The organism is Streptomyces sp. Root1310, from assembly GCF_001426425.1.
Classification (GTDB): Bacteria; Actinomycetota; Actinomycetes; order Streptomycetales; family Streptomycetaceae; genus Streptomyces.
On record NZ_LMEQ01000001.1, the window covers coordinates 284,674 to 300,559 of the forward strand.

Consider the following 15,886-nt stretch of genomic DNA (forward strand, 5'->3'; position numbering starts at 1 on the left):
CCATGACCACCGACACCACCACCAAGGACGCCCCTGTCGCGCCTGTCGGCGAGACGGTGCTCGACGCCCGCGGCGTCACCATGCGCTTCGGCGGCCTCACCGCCGTCCGCGACGTCAACCTCCACGTCAACGCCGGAGAAATCGTCGGCCTCATCGGCCCCAACGGCGCCGGCAAGACCACCTTCTTCAACTGCCTCACCGGCCTCTACATCCCCACCGAGGGCGAAGTCCGCTACAAGGGCACCGTCCTGCCGCCCAAGTCCTTCAAGGTCACGGCCGCAGGCATCGCCCGCACCTTCCAGAACATCCGTCTGTTCTCCAACATGACCGTCCTGGAAAACGTCCTCGTCGGCCGCCACACCCGCACCAAGGAAGGCTTCTGGTCAGCCGTCCTGCGCCTCCCCTCCTTCCACCGCGCCGAAGCGGCCAGCCGCGAACGCGCCATGGAACTCCTGGAGTTCATCGGCCTGGAGAAGAAGGCCGACCACCTCGCCCGCAACCTGCCCTACGGCGAACAGCGCAAGCTCGAAATCGCCCGCGCACTCGCCAGCGAGCCCGGCCTCCTCCTCCTGGACGAGCCCACCGCCGGCATGAACCCCCAGGAAACCCGCGCAACCGAAGAACTCGTCTTCGCCATCCGCGACAAGGGCATCGCCGTCCTCGTCATCGAGCACGACATGCGCTTCATCTTCAACCTCTGCGACCGAGTCGCCGTACTCGTCCAGGGCGAAAAGCTCGTCGAAGGCGACAGCGCGACCGTCCAGGGCGACGAACGAGTGGTCGCCGCCTACCTCGGCGAACCCTTCGAGAACGCCCCCGGCGACGAAGAAATAGCCGAAGTCGAGGCCGCCGAAGCGAAAGCCGAGAGCGCCGCCACCCCGACGGACGCCGCGCCCGGCAAGGAGAACGACCGATGACCGCACTGCTCGAAGTCGAGGACCTCCGGGTCGCCTACGGCAAGATCGAAGCCGTCAAAGGCATCTCGTTCAAGGTCGAGGCCGGCGAGGTCGTCACCCTGATCGGCACCAACGGCGCCGGCAAGACCACCACCCTGCGCACCCTGTCCGGACTCCTCAAGCCCGTCGGCGGCCAGATCAAATTCAACGGCAAATCGCTGAAGAAGATCCCCGCCCACGACATCGTCTCGCTCGGACTCGCCCACTCCCCCGAGGGGCGGCACATCTTCCCGCGCATGACGATCGAGGACAACCTCCGCCTCGGCGCCTTCCTCCGCAGCGACAAGCCCGGCATCGAAAAGGACATCCAGCGCGCCTACGACCTCTTCCCCATCCTGGGAGAGCGCCGCAAGCAGGCCGCAGGCACCCTGTCCGGCGGCGAACAGCAGATGCTCGCCATGGGCCGCGCCCTCATGTCCCAGCCCAAACTGCTCATGCTGGACGAGCCCTCCATGGGCCTCTCCCCCATCATGATGCAGAAGATCATGTCCACCATCGTCGAGCTCAAGGCCCAGGGCATGACCATCCTGCTCATCGAGCAGAACGCCCAGGCCGCCCTGTCGCTCGCCGACCACGGCCACGTCATGGAGATCGGCAAGATCGTCCTCTCCGGCAGCGGCCAGGACCTCCTCCACGACGAGTCCGTCCGCAAGGCGTACCTCGGCGAGGACTGAGCACCCCCTCGCACACGACGAGGCCCGCGCCCCTTCTCCGGGCGCGGGCCTCGTCGTTTCGCGTATGTCCGAGCTGCTCAGCCCTTGGACGACTTCTTCTCGTCCGCGTCCTGAATGACCGCCTCCGCCACCTGCTGCATCGACATCCGACGGTCCATCGACGTCTTCTGGATCCACCGGAACGCGGCCGGCTCCGTCAGCCCGTACTCCGTCTGCAGAATCGACTTCGCCCGGTCCACCAGCTTGCGCGTCTCCAGCCGCAGCGTCAGGTCCGCGACCTCGTTCTCCAGCTCCCGCAGCTCCGTGAAACGCGAGACGGCCATCTCGATCGCCGGCACGACGTCACTCTTGCTGAACGGCTTCACCAGGTACGCCATCGCACCGGCGTCACGCGCCCGCTCGACGAGGTCGCGCTGCGAGAACGCGGTCAGCATGAGCACGGGCGCGATGCGCTCCTCGGCGATCTTCTCGGCGGCGGAGATGCCGTCCATCTTGGGCATCTTCACGTCGAGGATGACCAGGTCCGGCTTGTGCTCGCGCGCGAGCTCGATCGCCTGCTCACCGTCACCGGCCTCGCCGACGACGCTGTAGCCCTCCTCCTCCAGCATCTCTTTGAGGTCGAGGCGGATCAGGGCCTCGTCCTCGGCGATGACGACACGGGTCGTCAGCGGAGGTACGTGCGACTTGTCGTCGTCGGGCGCGTCCACGGGCTGGGGCGACTCGGGGGCGGTCACGGGGGCTCCTCGTTCAGGGCAGGGGCACTGCTGACAAGAGCCTACCTAGCTGCGGTAAGGTGGGTGCGCGGAGGGTCAAGGGAAACCTTGGATTCCGCGGGCCCCGGTAGCCCAATTGGCAGCAGGCAATGGATTCAAAACCCATACAGTGTCGGTTCGAGTCCGACCCGGGGCACTTTTCCTTGGATTCTAAGGTTGGCGCCAGAAAGCGGATGTTCCCGTTCTCGTGAACATCCGCTTTTTGCTGCGTGTCGTCACGATCACGCTCGCAGAGTGAGCGCATGTACGACGTCAGCACACGCAAGCGAGCAATCGCGCTGGTTGCACAGGGCCGCAGCCTGAACTCCGTCAGCCGAGAAACAGGCATCTCACGCGCCGCAATTCGCTCCTGGCGGACCCGACTTGAACCGCTGCCCCGCATGGCGGCCCCGTTTCCCGACCCACCGAGCGACCGAGTGGCGTACTCCTACCTGCTAGGCCTCTACCTGGGCGACGGGTGCATCAGCCCCCACCCGCGCGGCTCCGGCCACTACCTCCGTATTGCGTGTGCGGATGCCTGGCCGGGCCTCATCGACGCCTGCGAAGCCGCCATCCGCGCAATCAGCCCCGCACACACCGCGCACCGCGTCCAGGCAGTGGGCTACGTATCAGTGGTCGGCTACTACCCACATTGGCCCCACCTGTTCCCGCAGCACGGCCCTGGCAAGAAGCACGAACGGCGGATCGCCCTGGAACCCTGGCAGCAGGCCATCGTCCACGAGCATCCCTGGGAGTTCATCCGCGGTCTCATCCACTCCGACGGATGCCGCATCACCAACTGGACCGAGAAGACCATCGACGGTGTACGCAAGCGCTACGAATACCCGCGCTACTTCTTCAGCAACCTGTCGGGCGACATCGTCCGCCTCTTCACCGACACACTGGACCACGTGGGCGTCGAATGGAAAATGGCGAACCCCAGGAACGTCACCATCGCCAGGAGAGCAGCCGTAGCCCTCATGGACACCCACGTAGGCCCCAAGTACTGACCCGGTCCCCCTACTTCGGGCTGTCGTCCTCTCCGACGTGGTGGACGCGGACCAGGTTGGTCGAGCCCGAGACGCCGGTGAGCGAACCCGCCGTGATGACCACCACGTCACCCTTCTGACAGCGCCCGTACCTCAGCAGCAGCTCGTCCACCTGGTCGACCATCGCGTCCGTGGAGTCCGCGTGCGGGCCGAGGAACGTCTCGACGCCCCAGGTCAGGTTGAGCTGGGAGCGGGTCGCCGGTTCCGGGGTGAAGGCGAGGAGGGGGATCGGCGAACGGTAGCGGGAGAGGCGGCGGACGGTGTCGCCGCTCTGGGTGAAGGCGACGAGGAACTTGGCGTCGAGGAAGTCGCCGATCTCGGCGGCGGCCCGGGCGACGGCGCCGCCCTGGGTGCGCGGCTTGTTCGAGGCGGTGAGCGGCGGGAGGCCCTTGGCGAGGATGTCCTCCTCGGCCGCTTCGACGATCTTCGCCATGGTGCGGACGGTCTGGATGGCGTGGTTGCCGACGCTGGTCTCGCCGGAGAGCATCACCGCGTCGGTGCCGTCGATGACGGCGTTGGCGACGTCGGAGGCTTCGGCGCGGGTGGGGCGGGAGTTCTCGATCATGGAGTCGAGCATCTGGGTGGCGACGATGACGGGCTTGGCGTTGCGCTTCGCCAGCTTGATCGCGCGCTTTTGGACGATGGGGACCTGTTCGAGGGGCATCTCGACGCCGAGGTCGCCGCGGGCGACCATGATTCCGTCGAAGGCGGCGACGATGTCGTCGATGTTCTCGACGGCCTGGGGCTTCTCGATCTTGGCGATGACGGGGAGGCGGCGGCCTTCGTCGTCCATGATGCGGTGGACGTCCACGATGTCGCGGCCGCTGCGGACGAAGGAGAGGGCGATGACGTCGAAGCCGGTGCGGAGCGCCCAGCGGAGGTCGTCCTCGTCCTTCTTGGAGAGGGCCGGGACGGAGACGGCGACGCCGGGGAGGTTGAGGCCCTTGTGGTCGGAGATCACGCCGCCTTCGATGACGCGGGTGTGCACGCGGGGTCCGTCGACGTCGGTGACTTCGAGGCAGACCTTGCCGTCGTCGACGAGGATGCGTTCGCCGGTGGTGACGTCGGCTGCGAGGCCGGCGTAGGTGGTGCCGCACCTGTGGCGGTCGCCTTCCACGCCTTCTTCGACGGTGATGGTGAAGGTGTCGTCGCGTTCAAGGAGTACGGGGCCTTCCGCGAAGTTGCCGAGGCGGATCTTCGGGCCCTGAAGGTCGGCGAGGAGGCCGACGCTGCGGCCGGTTTCGTCGGAGGCCTTGCGGACGCGCTGGTAGCGCTCCTCGTGCTCGGCGTGGCCGCCGTGGCTGAGGTTGAAGCGGGCTACGTCCATTCCGGCGTCGACCAGGGCTTTGATCTGGTCGTATGTGTCGGTGGCGGGGCCCAGGGTGCAGACGATTTTTGCTCGGCGCATGTTTCGAGCTTATGTCTTACCGGTGGGTAGGGAATTCGGAGGGGCATGGCCGTCCAACAACCTTTGGGTGAAGGGTTGTTGTCGACTGCCGTCAATTAATAAATTGTGCGGGCTGCCGCTCTGATGAGCACTTTTCGTTTTTGTTCCGGCTCTTGTGGCGGCCTCCCCGAATGGATGAATTCACAGGCTCGGTGGATTCATCGTGAACTGCGCGCGGACCTCGGCGTGGACCTGGATGCGTTGTGGTTCGAGGTCGAGGGGTTCGGGTGCGGTGGTGTCCGCGTCGGTGGCGGCCATGGAGAAGCGGACGGCGCGGCGGTCGAAGGCGGCGCGGGGGCGTCCGCCGGCTGTGCCGGTGTCGGCGAGTTCGAGGAGGGTGGCGACGGTGGTGCCGAGTGCTTCGGCGTATTCGTGGGCTCGTTGTACGGCTTCGCGTACGGCTTGTTGGCGGGCTTGGCGGTGGACGGGTGAGGTGGGGCGGAGTTCCCAGGTGGGGCCGTCGATCCTGGTGAGGTCGAGGTCGGCGAGGCGGGTGGTGAGTTCGCCGAGGGCGGTGAAGTCGGTGAGTTCGGCGGTGAGGTGGATGGTGCCGTGGTAGGTGCGGACGCGTTCGCCTCGGCCTCGTGGGGCGAGTTCGGGGGTGAGGGAGACGGCGCCGGTGGAGAGGTTCTCGACGGCGTCGCCGTAGGACTTGAGGAGGTCGAGGGCGGTGGTGTTGCGGCGGGTGAGGTCGTCGAGGGTGGTGCGGCGGTCGCGGCCGCGGGCGGTGAGGGTGATGCCGATGCGGGCGATCTCGGGGTCGACTTCGAGTTCGGCCTCGCCGCGGACCGTGAGGAGGGGGGTGTCGGGTGTGCCGTACGGGGGATTCTGCGGGGAGGTCATACGTCCTACCTTGTCATGGGTTTCCCCGTTGACCGGGGGCAGTTGACCGGTCTGGTCATCAGATCGAAACCTCCTGGACCTGTTGCCGCCGGTCGTGCCCGGGTCAGAATCTACGCGCGTCGTCAACCATCCCCGAGGAGCATGAGACATGCCGTTGAATCGCCGGAAGTTCCTGAAGAAGTCCGCTGTGACCGGGGCGGGGGTGGCGATCGCGGGTGCTGCCGCGGCTCCGGCGCGGGCCGCCGAGGCGGAGAAGCCGGCGAAGCCGGTGAAGCAGCCGAAGCGGTATGCGCTGACCGTGCTGGGGACGACGGACCTGCATGGTCACGTGTTCAACTGGGACTACTTCAAGGACGCGGAGTACAAGGACGCGGCCGGCAACGCGCAGGGGCTGGCGCGTATCTCGACGCTGGTGAACCAGATCCGTGCGGAGAAGGGGCGCGAGAACACGCTGCTGCTGGACGCGGGTGACACGATCCAGGGCACTCCGCTGACGTACTACTACGCGAAGGTGGACCCGATCACCGCCAAGGGTGGTCCGGTGCACCCGATGGCGCAGGCGATGAACGCGATCGGGTACGACGCGGCGGCGCTGGGCAATCACGAGTTCAACTACGGCATCGAGACGCTGCGGAAGTTCGAGTCGCAGTTGCGGTTCCCGCTGCTGGGTGCGAACGCGGTGGACGCGAAGACGCTGAAGCCGGCGTTCGCGCCGTATGTGATGAAAACGTTCTGTGTGAAGGGTGCGCCGCCGGTGAAGGTGGCGGTGCTGGGGCTGACGAACCCGGGTATCGCGATCTGGGACAAGGCGTATGTGCAGGGCAAGCTGGCGTTCCCGGGGCTGGAGGAGCAGGCGGCGAAGTGGGTGCCGAAGCTGAAGTCGCTGGGTGCGGACGTGGTGATCGTGTCGGCGCACTCGGGTTCGTCGGGGACGTCGTCGTACGGTGACCAGTTGCCGTACGTGGAGAACTCGGCGGCGTTGGTGGCGCAGCAGGTGCCGGACATCGACGCGATTCTGGTGGGTCACGCGCATGTGGAGATCCCGGAGCTGAAGGTCGTCAACGCGAAGACCGGGAAGACGGTCGTGTTGTCGGAGCCGTTGGCGTATGCGGAGCGGCTGTCGGTGTTCGATGTGGAGCTGGTGTTCGAGAAGGGGCGGTGGGCGGTCGAGTCCGTCGCCTCGAAGGTGCTGAACTCCAACACGGTGGCGGACGACCCGAAGATCACGAAGCTGTTGGGTGACGAGCACGCGAAGGTCGTGGCGTACGTCAACCAGGTGGTGGGTTCGGCGACGGAGACGCTGACGACGGTGGAGGCGCGGTACAAGGACGCTCCGATCATCGACCTGATCACGAAGGTGCAGGAGGACGTCGTCAAGGCGGCGCTGGCGGGTACGTCGTACGCGTCGCTGCCGGTGATCGCGCAGGCGTCGCCGTTCTCGCGGACGTCGGAGATCCCGGCCGGCGAGGTGACGATCCGGGATCTGTCCAGCCTGTACGTGTACGACAACACGCTGGTGGCGAAGTTGATGACGGGTGCGCAGGTGCGGGCGTACCTGGAGTACTCGGCGCAGTACTTCGTGCAGACGGCCGCGGGTGCGGTGGTCGACACGGAGAAGCTGACGAACGCGGCGGGGCGTCCGGACTACAACTACGACTATGTGTCGGGTCTGGTGTACGAGATCGACATCGCGCAGGCGGCGGGTTCGCGGATCAAGAACCTGACGTACAACGGGGCGGCGTTGGACGATGCGCAGCAGTTCGTGCTGGCGGTGAACAACTACCGGGCCAATGGTGGTGGCGCGTTCCCGCATGTGGCGTCGGCGCAGGAGCTGTGGTCGGAGTCGACGGAGATCCGGACGCGTATCTCGGAGTGGGTGACGGCGAAGGGTGTGCTGGACCCGAAGGACTTCGCGTCGGTGGACTGGAAGCTGACGCGTGACGGTACGCCGGTCTTCTAGGGGTTCCGTCAGAGGTTCCGTGCGCGGGTAGTTCCGTGGGGCGGTGGGCGGTGTTTCGTGCGGTGGCCGGGTCGGTCACGGTGGGAGCACCGCCTTTCGCGTGCGTGGGCCGTGAGCCTTGGGTTGTTGGCCGTGGGCCTTGGGGTGTTGGCCGTGTGCTGTGGACCGTCGGGTGTCGGGCGTGGCGTTCAGCGTCGGTCGACGAGGGGGGTGAGGGTGGGTGCCTGTCGGGCGGCGGGGACTCGGGGTTGTGGTTGTTCGAGTCCGAAGGTGGTGAAGGCGGTGCGGGTGGGGAGGGGGTAGGTCTCTTTGCCGGTGAGGGTGTTGAGGATGGTGGCGGCGCGCCAGGCGGCGAGGCCGAGGTCGGGGGCGCCTACGCCGTGGGTGTGGCGTTCGGCGTTCTGGAGGTAGATGTTGCAGCCGGTGGCGGTGACGGAGGGGTCGAGGACGAGGCGGAAGTGTTCGTCGACGCGGGGGCGTTCGCTGTTGTCGCGGCGGATGTAGGGGTCGAGGCCGGCGAGGATGCGGTCGAGGGGGCGTTCGCGGTGGCCGGTGGCGAGGACGACGGCGTCGGTGGTGAGGCGGGTGCGGGTGTTCTGCTGGATGTGTTCGAGGTGGAGTTCGATTTTGGTGGTGGCGATGCGTCCCGCGGTGCGGACGCGGACGCCGGGGGTGAGGACGGTGTCGGGCCAGCCGCCGTCGAGGGTGCGCTGGTAGAGCTCGTCGTGGATGGCGGCGAGGGTGGTGGCGTCGATGCCTTTGTGGAGTTGCCACTGGGTGGCGGTGAGGCGGTCGCGGGTGCTTTCGGGGAGGGCGTGGAAGTAGCGGGTGTAGTCGGGGGTGAAGTGTTCGAGGCCGAGTTTGGAGTACTCCATGGGGGCGAAGGCGTCGGTGCGGCCGATCCAGTGGAGTTGTTCGCGGCCGGTGGGGCGGTGGCGGAGGAGGTCGAGGAAGACTTCGGCGCCGGACTGTCCTGATCCGACGACGGTGATGTGGCCGGCGGCGAGGAGGGTGTCGCGGTGGGTGAGGTAGTCGGCGGCGTGGACGACGGGTACGCCGGGGGCGTCGACGAGGGGGCGCAGGGCGTCGGGGACGTAGGGCTCGGTGCCGATGCCGAGGACGACGTTGCGGGTGTGGGTGCGGCCGAGGGCTTCGGCTTCGCCGTCGGTGTCGAGTTGGGTGTGGTCGACTTCGAAGACGTCGCGTTCGGGGTTCCAGCGGACGGCGTCGACCTGGTGGCGGAAGTGGAGTCCGGGGAGTTGGTCGGCGACCCAGCGGCAGTAGGTGTCGTATTCGGCGCGTTGTGTGTGGAAGCGCTCGGCGAAGTAGAAGGGGTAGAGGCGCTGGTGGGTTTTGAGGTAGTTGAGGAAGGTCCAGGGGCTGGTGGGGTCGGCGAGGGTGACGAGGTCGGCGAGGAAGGGGACCTGGACGCGGGCGCCGTCGATGAGGAGGCCGGGGTGCCAGTCGAAGCGGGGGCGTTGTTCGTAGAAGACGGTGTCGAGTTCGGCGAGAGGGTGGGCGAGGGCGGCCAGGGAGAGGTTGCAGGGGCCGATGCCGATGCCGACGAGGTCGCGGGGGGTGTCGGCGGTGAAGTGTGGGGGTGTGTTCATCGGGGGGTGTTTCCTTCCACCAGGCCGAGGAGGGCGGCCAGGTCGTGGGGGCCGGTGTGGGGGTTGAGGAGGGTGGCTTTGAGCCAGAGCCGGCCGTCGAGGCGGGCTCGGCCGAGGACGGCGTGGCCGTGGGTGAGGAGGCGGCGGCGTATCTCGGCCACGGTCTCGTCGGTGGCACCGGTGGGGCGGAAGAGGACGGTGCTGATGGTGGGTGGGGCGTGGAGTTCGAGGCCGGGGTGTGCGGTGACGAGGTCGGCGAACTCGTGGGCGTGGGCGCAGACTTGGTCGACGAGGGCGCCGAGGCCGGTGCGGCCGAGGGTTTTGAGGGTGACGGCGATCTTGAGGGCGTCGGGGCGTCGGGTGGTGCGCAGGGAGCGGCCGAGGAGGTCGGGCAGGCCGGCTTCGGTGTCGTCGTCGGCGTTGAGGTAGTCGGCGTGGTGGTGGAGTGCGGTGAGGTCGGTGGCGTCGCGGGCGGCGAGGAGTCCGGCGGCGACCGGCTGCCAGCCGAGTTTGTGCAGGTCGAGGGTGACGGTGTGGGCGTTGTCGAGGCCGGTGAGGAGGTGGCGGTGGCGGTCGCTGAAGAGGAGGCCGCCGCCGTAGGCGGCGTCGATGTGGAGGCGGGCGCCGTGGGTGGTGGTCAGGGCGGCGATGGCGGGGAGGGGGTCGATGAGTCCGGCGTCGGTGGTGCCGGCGGTGGCGGCGACGAGGAGGGGGCCGGGCAGGGTGGTGAGGGTGTGGGTGAGGGCGGTGGGGTCGAGGGTGCCGGTGGGGGTGGGGATGATCTCGGGTTCGGGGAGGCCGAGGAGCCAGGCGGCGCGGGGCAGGGAGTGGTGGGCGTTGGCGCCGCAGACGAGCCTGAGGGTGGGGCCGTGGGTCTCGCGGGCGAGGAGGAGGGCGAGGTGGTTGGCTTCGGTGCCGCCGGTGGTGACGAGGGCGTCGGCCATGCCGGCCTGGGCGGCGAGGGCGCGGGTGACGAGTGCTTCCAGTTCGGAGGCGGCCGGTGCCTGGTCCCAGGAGTCGAGGGAGGGGTTGAGGGCGGAGACGGCGAGGTCGGCGGCGGTGGCGACGGCGAGGGGCGGGCAGTGCAGGTGGGCGGCGCAGAGGGGGTCGGCGGGGTCGGCGGCGCCTTCGGCGAGGGCGTGGACGAGGGTGGCGAGGGCGGTGGGGTCGCCGTGTTCGGGGAGTACCTCGCCGACGGCGTGCCGTACCCGGCCGGCGACCGCTTGGGGGCCGCCTGCGGGCAGTGGTCCGCCGCGGGCCCGGGTGCCGGTGGCGAGGGCGTCGAGGACGGTGGCGAGCAACGGCCTCAGGGCGTCGGGCCCTTCGGGTCCTGAGGCGAGGGGCGGCATGCTCACGGGGGCTCCTCCGGGGCGCGGGGGCGGGTGCCCGCAGCGGGGAGTGCCAGCTTGTCGGGGATTGCGCCGCCGCGTCCGGAAGATCCGGTGATCGGAACCCTTACGGGGGATGTGTGCGGTCGGCCCCGGTGCGGGAGATGGCACCGGGGCCGGTGTGGGCGCCGCTGGGGGCTGCCGCCCCCGGGCCCCTGCTCGGGCCCTGAACGGGCCTTGTCCTCGAACGCGGGACGGGCTGGGGGTCTTCCGGCGTCGCTACGCCTTCCTCACCCGCAACGCGCGTGCCAGGTCGTCGAGTTGGTCGACGAGTTTGCGGCGCAGGGCCGGGATGGGGTCGGCGTCGGTGAGGCACGCTTCGCCCAGGCGGAGGGTGTCGGGGGTGACGGCGTGGGTGGGGAAGGCCCAGCGGCCGGCGGCTTCGGCGATGGCGGGGCCGCGGCGGGCGGCGACGGCGACGGCGTCCTGGTAGTAGCGGGGGACGTAGTCGGCGACGAGGTCGCTCTGTTCGGGCTGCCAGAAGCCTTGGGCGGTGGCGGTGAAGAGGTAGTTGGAGAGGGTGTCGTCGTCGAACATGGCGGCCCAGGCGGTGCGCTTGGCGTCGGCGTCGGGGAGGGCGGCGCGGCAGCGGGCGGCGCCTTCCTGGCCGGTGGCGGAGGGGTCGCGGTCGAGTTCGGCGGCGATGGCGCGCTCGTCGGTGGCGCCGAGGACGGCGAGCCGGGCGAGGACGCGCCAGCGCAGGTCGGGGTCGAGTTCGGGGCCGCCGGGGACGGTGCCGTCGGCGAGCCAGGCGGCGATGGTGTCGGGGTGGGCGGCGACGTCGATGAAGTGGCGTACGGCGATGAGGCGCAGGCCGGGGTGGTCGCCGTCCTCGGTGCGGCGGATGAGGTCGCGGCAGAGGGCGGAGAGGGTGGCGACGGCGGCGGGGCGCTGCTCGGGGGTGACGTAGCGGTCGGCGACCTGTGCGGAGGCGTAGGCGAGGACGCCCTGGACGAGGGCGAGGTCGGTTTCCTTGGGGAGGTGGGCGCGGGCGGCGTCGAGGTAGGCGGTGGGGGCGAGGTCGCCGTCGCGGACGGCGTCGCGCAGGGCGTTCCAGACGACGGCGCGGGTGAGCGGGTCGGGCAGGCCGGACAGGCTGGTGCGGACGGTTTCGAAGGAGGCGGGGTCGAAGCGGACCTTGGTGTAGGTGAGGTCGCCGTCGTTGAGGAGCACCAGGGCGGGGCGCTTGCCGATGGGCTGGGGTGCGTTCTGCGGGATGTCGATCTCGAGGCGTTCGCGCAGGGTGAGGCTGCCCGCGTCGGTGAGGTCGAGGTCGTAGAGGCCGGCGGCGACGCGGTGCGGGCGGCTGCCGTGGTGGGTGATGGTGAGGGTGTGGTCGCCGTTGCTGCCGTGGAGGGTGGGGGTGAGGGTGTCGACGCCGGTGGTGCGCAGCCAGGCGTCGGCCCAGGCGTGGACGTCGCGGTCGGTGTGGGCGGCGAGGGAGTCGATGAAGTCGGCGAGGGTGGCGTTGGCGAAGCGGTGGCGGGCGAAGTGGGTGTTGATGCCGGCGAGGAAGTCCTTCTCGCCGAGCCAGGTGACGAGTTGCCGTAGTGCGGAGGCGCCCTTGGCGTAGGAGATGCCGTCGAAGTTGAGGAGGGCGGAGGCGGTGTCGTCGACGTTCTCGGGGGCGACGGGGTGGGTGGAGGGGCGCTGGTCGGCGTCGTAGCCCCAGGGCTTGCGGACGACGCCGAAGTCGGTCCAGGTGTCGGTGAAGCGGGTGGCTTCGGTGAGGGTCTGGTAGCCCATGTACTCGGCGAAGGACTCGTTGAGCCAGATGTCGTCCCACCACTGGAGGGTGACGAGGTCGCCGAACCACATGTGGGCCATCTCGTGGGCGATGACCATGGCGCGGGTCTGGCGTTCGGTGTCGGTGACGGCGGAGCGGTAGACGAACTCGTCGCGGAAGGTGACGAGGCCGGGGTTCTCCATGGCGCCGGCGTTGAACTCGGGGACGAAGGCCTGGTCGTAGGAGTCGAAGGGGTAGGGCTCCTCGAACTTCTCGTGGTAGCGGTCGTAGCACTGCCGGGTGATCTCGAGGAGTTCGTCGGCGTCTGCGTCGAGGTGGGGGGCGAGGGAGCGGCGGCAGTGGAGGCCGAAGGGGAGGCCGTGGTGTTCGGTGGTGACGGAGTGCCAGGGGCCGGCGGCGACGGCGACGAGGTAGGTGGAGATGAGGGGGGTGGGGGCGGCCCGCCAGCGGCCTTCGCCGAGGTGTTCGGTGATGCTGTTGGCGAGGACGGTCCAGGCTTCGGGGGCCGTGACGGTCAGCTCGAAGACGGACTTGAGGTCGGGCTGGTCGAAGGCGGCGAAGACGCGCTGGACGTCTTCCATGAAGAGCTGGGTGTAGAGGTAGGTCTCGCCGTCGGTGGGGTCGGTGAAGCGGTGCATTCCTTCGCCGGTGCGGGAGTAGCGCATGCTCGCCCGGACGCGCAGTTCGTGGTCGCCGGCGGTGAGGTTCTCGAGGGGGAGCCGGTTGCCGTCGAGGGTGTCGGGGTCGAGGGGCTCGCCGTCGAGGGTGACGGAGTGCAGTGTCGCGGGCCTGACCTCGACGAAGGTGTCCCCGTTGGCGCGCGCGGCGAACCGGATGACGGTGCTGGACTCGAAGGTCTCGTCGCCGGTCGTCAGGTCGAGCTCGATGGTGTAGCGGTGGACGTCGAGGAGCTTGGCACGGCTCTGCGCTTCGTCGCGCGTCAGTACGGACATGAACGACATGCTGCCTGATGCCGCTGGCCGGGCACAGGGGCGGATCGGTACGCGCCCTATGTCCCTTCTCGCGCCGGAGCGCCGTTCCGGTCGGGAGGTGGCGTGGGCGCGGCGGGCGGCGCCGACGGCCTGTGTCCGGCCGGTCACCTTCGGTAGTTCCCGCCGTGGGGGTCAGTTCGGTGTGGGGGCCGGGCCGTTGACGGCGTCCTCGGCGATGCGCTCGTGGTGGCGGATCACCTCGGCGATGATGAAGTTGAGGAATTTCTCGGCGAACGCGGGGTCGAGTTTGGCGTTCTCGGCGAGGGTGCGCAGCCGGGCGATCTGGCGGGCCTCGCGGGCCTGGTCGGCGGGCGGCAGCTGGTGGCGGGCCTTGAGGTGGCCGACCTGCTGGGTGGCCTTGAAGCGCTCGGCGAGCATGTGGACGACGGCGGCGTCGATGTTGTCGATGCTGTCGCGCAGCCGGGCGAGCTCCTCGCGGACGGCGGGGTCGACGTCTCCGGGGCCGGGGGTGTTGCTGGTGGTCATGGGCGTTCACCCTAGTGCGTCCGCCGGGCCCGCTCCGGGGGTGGCCTGCCCTTACAGTGGAATGGGGCTCTCGGCGTCTTGGGGGTGCGGGCGTGGCGAACGGCGGGCCGGTCGAGCACGGGTACCCGCACCTGGAGACGGTGCGGGCGGCTGTCACGGCGTTGTACAGGCGGTTGTCGTACGACACCATCCATCAGTTCACGTCGAGTGTGGTGCCGGCGGACGTGGCGTTCTGCGACACCGACGATCTGCATCTGGGGGTGCAGCGGGTGGCGCGTGAGCTGGTGCGGCACTTCCGGTTGCCTCAGGCGCGGATGATCGTCGCGTTCCGTGCGATGGAGCATGCGGCGAACGTCGAACTCACGGCGGGTCCGGAGTACTTCGTGGAGCTGAACGACCGGTTCCGTACGCATCGGCGGGACATCGGCGCGGCGCTGGCGCACGAGATCATGCATGTCTATCTGCATCGGCTGGGCCTGTCGTTCCAGGGGACGCGGGACAACGAGATCCTGACGGACACGGCGACGACGTATCTGGGGGCGGGCTGGCTGCTCCTCGACGCGTACCGGGAGGACGCGGCGTCCTCGCAGAAGCTGGGGTATCTGACTCCGGAGGAGTTCGGGTACGTGCTGGCGAAGCGGTCGCTGGTCTTCGGTGAGGATCCGTCGGTGTGGTTCACCAGTGCGCAGGCGTACACGGCGTACGGGCGGGGTCTCGAGCGGGCCCGGCACGACGAGCGGCAGCCGCCGCTGACGGCGGCGGGCTGGGCGGGGCGGCGGCGTTACGCGCGTGATCGCCGGCATGCCCAGGCCCAGCCGTCGGCGGTGGCTCCGGACGGTGGCGCGTACAGCTTCGCTCCGGACGCGCCGGGGGCGTTGCGGGTGACGTTCGCGTGCCCCACCTGTCACCAGCGGATCAGGGTGCCGGTACGGGGTCGGGTCCGGGCGCGGTGCGCGTTGTGCCGGACGGTGCTGGAGTGCGACACGTAGGCGGGTCGTCGGGGGTCCGGGTCCCGTGCGGGCGGGTTCTCGGGAGGCCCGGGTCCGGGTCCCGTGCGGGCGGGTTCTCAGGAGGCCCGGGTCCCGTACACCGGGCCTGGTGGTGTCGTGTGCGTGAGGAGTTTCCGTACGGCCTCCCCCGCGTCGGCGGGGCTCCACCGGGCGCCTTTGTCGGTGGTGGGTCCCGGGCGCCAGCCCTCCATGACGGTGATCCGTCCGCCGTCCGCCTCGAAGACGCGTCCGGTGACGCCCTCGCTCGCGGCGGAGCCGAGCCAGACGACGAGCGGGGAGACGTTTCCGGGGGCCATCGTGTCGAAGCCGTTCTCGGGGGCGGCCATGGCCGTGGCGAAGGTGTGCTCGGTCATGCGGGTGCGGGCGGCGGGTGCGATCGCGTTGGCCTGGACGCCGTAGCGGGCGAGTTCGGCGGCGGCGACGAGGGTCAGGGCGACGATCCCGGCTTTCGCGGCGCTGTAGTTTCCCTGGCCGACCGAGCCGAGCAGTCCCGCGCCGCTGCTGGTGTTGATGATGCGGGCGGTGGGCGGGCGGCCCGCCTTGGTCTCGGCGCGCCAGTGTGCGGCGGCGTGTTTCAGGGTGAGGAAGTGGCCTTTGAGGTGGACGCGCAGGACGGCGTCCCAGTCGTCGTCGGCCAGGTTGACGAGCATGCGGTCGCGCAGGAAGCCCGCGTTGTTGACGAGGGTGTCGAGGCGGCCGTAGGTGTCCAGGGCGGTGTCGACGAGGGTGGCGGCGCCCTCGGGGGTGGCGATGTCCCCGTCGTGTGCGACCGCTTCGCCGCCGGTCGCGCGGATCTCGTCCACGACCTGTCCCGCGGGGCTGTGGGCGCCGGGTGTGCCGTCGAGGCCGACGCCGAGGTCGTTGACGACGACCCGGGCGCCCTCTGCGGCGAAGGCGAGCGCGTGGGCGCGTCCGAGGCCGCGTCCCGCGCCGGTGACGACGACCACGCGCCGGTGGCAGATTCCGCTCATG

The 15,886-nt window shown here is 69.4% G+C and carries 13 protein-coding genes and 1 tRNA gene; 6 read left to right on the top strand and 8 right to left on the bottom strand.

The window, feature by feature from the left end; all coding sequences use genetic code 11:
* Window positions 1-2: 2 nt before the first annotated feature.
* A complete protein-coding gene (locus ASD48_RS01320; protein WP_020131826.1) occupies window positions 3-917 on the top strand; it encodes an ABC transporter ATP-binding protein in 915 nt (304 codons plus the stop codon).
* The gene (locus ASD48_RS01325; RefSeq protein WP_057599473.1) at window positions 914-1,630 is read left to right on the top strand and encodes an ABC transporter ATP-binding protein; all 717 of its coding nucleotides are present in this window, start codon (window positions 914-916) and stop codon (window positions 1,628-1,630) included. The genes ASD48_RS01320 and ASD48_RS01325 overlap by 4 nt, the downstream gene beginning before the upstream one ends.
* Before the next feature lie 77 nt (window positions 1,631-1,707).
* On the opposite strand, the gene ASD48_RS01330 is transcribed toward ASD48_RS01325, so the two are convergent.
* Window positions 1,708-2,364 (bottom strand): response regulator, encoded by a 657-nt coding sequence (locus ASD48_RS01330; protein ID WP_020131824.1) that lies wholly within the window; start codon window positions 2,362-2,364, stop codon window positions 1,708-1,710.
* A 100-nt stretch (window positions 2,365-2,464) separates the two neighbouring features.
* Here ASD48_RS01330 and ASD48_RS01335 point away from each other — a divergent pair.
* Both ASD48_RS01335 and ASD48_RS01340 read left to right on the top strand, forming a co-directional pair.
* Window positions 2,465-2,539: transfer RNA gene (locus tag ASD48_RS01335), tRNA-Leu, on the top strand.
* 106 nt (window positions 2,540-2,645) lie between these two features.
* Window positions 2,646-3,392 carry a helix-turn-helix domain-containing protein gene (locus ASD48_RS01340; RefSeq protein WP_057599474.1) on the top strand — a complete coding sequence of 249 codons (747 nt, stop codon included), beginning with the start codon at window positions 2,646-2,648 and terminating at the stop codon, window positions 3,390-3,392.
* 10 nt (window positions 3,393-3,402) lie between these two features.
* Here ASD48_RS01340 and pyk read toward each other — a convergent pair whose 3' ends face one another.
* Together pyk and ASD48_RS01350 are read right to left on the bottom strand one after the other, a co-directional pair.
* A complete protein-coding gene (gene pyk, locus ASD48_RS01345) occupies window positions 3,403-4,839 on the bottom strand; it encodes a pyruvate kinase (protein WP_057599475.1) in 1,437 nt (478 codons plus the stop codon).
* 180 nt (window positions 4,840-5,019) lie between these two features.
* Window positions 5,020-5,721 carry an SIMPL domain-containing protein gene (locus tag ASD48_RS01350; protein WP_057599476.1) on the bottom strand — a complete coding sequence of 234 codons (702 nt, stop codon included), beginning with the start codon at window positions 5,719-5,721 and terminating at the stop codon, window positions 5,020-5,022.
* A gap of 148 nt (window positions 5,722-5,869) precedes the next feature.
* On the opposite strand from ASD48_RS01350, the gene ASD48_RS01355 reads away from it, so the two are divergent.
* Entirely contained in the window at window positions 5,870-7,681 is a 1,812-nt protein-coding gene (locus ASD48_RS01355; protein ID WP_057599477.1) for a 5'-nucleotidase C-terminal domain-containing protein, read from the top strand.
* A gap of 188 nt (window positions 7,682-7,869) precedes the next feature.
* Here the strand turns inward: ASD48_RS01355 and ASD48_RS01360 are convergent, their stop codons facing one another.
* The 4 genes from ASD48_RS01360 to ASD48_RS01375 all read right to left on the bottom strand — a co-directional run bounded on the left by ASD48_RS01360 (window position 7,870) and on the right by ASD48_RS01375 (window position 13,904).
* Window positions 7,870-9,291 (bottom strand): SidA/IucD/PvdA family monooxygenase, encoded by a 1,422-nt coding sequence (locus ASD48_RS01360; protein ID WP_057599478.1) that lies wholly within the window; start codon window positions 9,289-9,291, stop codon window positions 7,870-7,872.
* The gene (locus ASD48_RS01365; RefSeq protein ID WP_057599479.1) at window positions 9,288-10,640 is read right to left on the bottom strand and encodes an aminotransferase class V-fold PLP-dependent enzyme; all 1,353 of its coding nucleotides are present in this window, start codon (window positions 10,638-10,640) and stop codon (window positions 9,288-9,290) included. Before ASD48_RS01365 ends, ASD48_RS01360 begins: the two co-directional genes overlap by 4 nt.
* Window positions 10,641-10,898: 258 nt before the next feature.
* Window positions 10,899-13,379, bottom strand: coding sequence for an aminopeptidase N (gene pepN / locus ASD48_RS01370; protein ID WP_057600943.1), 2,481 nt, complete (start codon window positions 13,377-13,379; stop codon window positions 10,899-10,901).
* 171 nt (window positions 13,380-13,550) lie between these two features.
* On the bottom strand, window positions 13,551-13,904 hold the full coding sequence (locus ASD48_RS01375) for a chorismate mutase (RefSeq protein ID WP_057599480.1): 354 nt from the start codon (window positions 13,902-13,904) through the stop codon (window positions 13,551-13,553).
* 92 nt (window positions 13,905-13,996) lie between these two features.
* On the opposite strand from ASD48_RS01375, the gene ASD48_RS01380 reads away from it, so the two are divergent.
* Window positions 13,997-14,893, top strand: coding sequence for a hypothetical protein (locus tag ASD48_RS01380; protein WP_057599481.1), 897 nt, complete (start codon window positions 13,997-13,999; stop codon window positions 14,891-14,893).
* Window positions 14,894-14,970: 77 nt separating this feature from the next.
* Here ASD48_RS01380 and ASD48_RS01385 read toward each other — a convergent pair whose 3' ends face one another.
* Window positions 14,971-15,885 carry an SDR family oxidoreductase gene (locus ASD48_RS01385; protein ID WP_057599482.1) on the bottom strand — a complete coding sequence of 305 codons (915 nt, stop codon included), beginning with the start codon at window positions 15,883-15,885 and terminating at the stop codon, window positions 14,971-14,973.
* Window position 15,886: the final 1 nt, after the last annotated feature.

What these genes read in the sequence shown, in the direction of transcription:
- ASD48_RS01320 (WP_020131826.1), top strand. Translation starts at nt 3, where the DNA reads ATGACCACCGACACCACCACCAAGGACGCCCCTGTCGCGCCTGTCGGC.
- ASD48_RS01325 (WP_057599473.1), top strand. Translation starts at nt 914, where the DNA reads ATGACCGCACTGCTCGAAGTCGAGGACCTCCGGGTCGCCTACGGCAAG.
- ASD48_RS01340 (WP_057599474.1), top strand. Translation starts at nt 2,646, where the DNA reads ATGTACGACGTCAGCACACGCAAGCGAGCAATCGCGCTGGTTGCACAG.
- pyk (WP_057599475.1), bottom strand. Translation starts at nt 4,839, where the DNA reads ATGCGCCGAGCAAAAATCGTCTGCACCCTGGGCCCCGCCACCGACACA.
- ASD48_RS01350 (WP_057599476.1), bottom strand. Translation starts at nt 5,721, where the DNA reads ATGACCTCCCCGCAGAATCCCCCGTACGGCACACCCGACACCCCCCTC.
- ASD48_RS01355 (WP_057599477.1), top strand. Translation starts at nt 5,870, where the DNA reads ATGCCGTTGAATCGCCGGAAGTTCCTGAAGAAGTCCGCTGTGACCGGG.
- ASD48_RS01360 (WP_057599478.1), bottom strand. Translation starts at nt 9,291, where the DNA reads ATGAACACACCCCCACACTTCACCGCCGACACCCCCCGCGACCTCGTC.
- ASD48_RS01365 (WP_057599479.1), bottom strand. Translation starts at nt 10,640, where the DNA reads ATGCCGCCCCTCGCCTCAGGACCCGAAGGGCCCGACGCCCTGAGGCCG.
- pepN (WP_057600943.1), bottom strand. Translation starts at nt 13,379, where the DNA reads ATGTCCGTACTGACGCGCGACGAAGCGCAGAGCCGTGCCAAGCTCCTC.
- ASD48_RS01375 (WP_057599480.1), bottom strand. Translation starts at nt 13,904, where the DNA reads ATGACCACCAGCAACACCCCCGGCCCCGGAGACGTCGACCCCGCCGTC.
- ASD48_RS01385 (WP_057599482.1), bottom strand. Translation starts at nt 15,885, where the DNA reads ATGAGCGGAATCTGCCACCGGCGCGTGGTCGTCGTCACCGGCGCGGGA.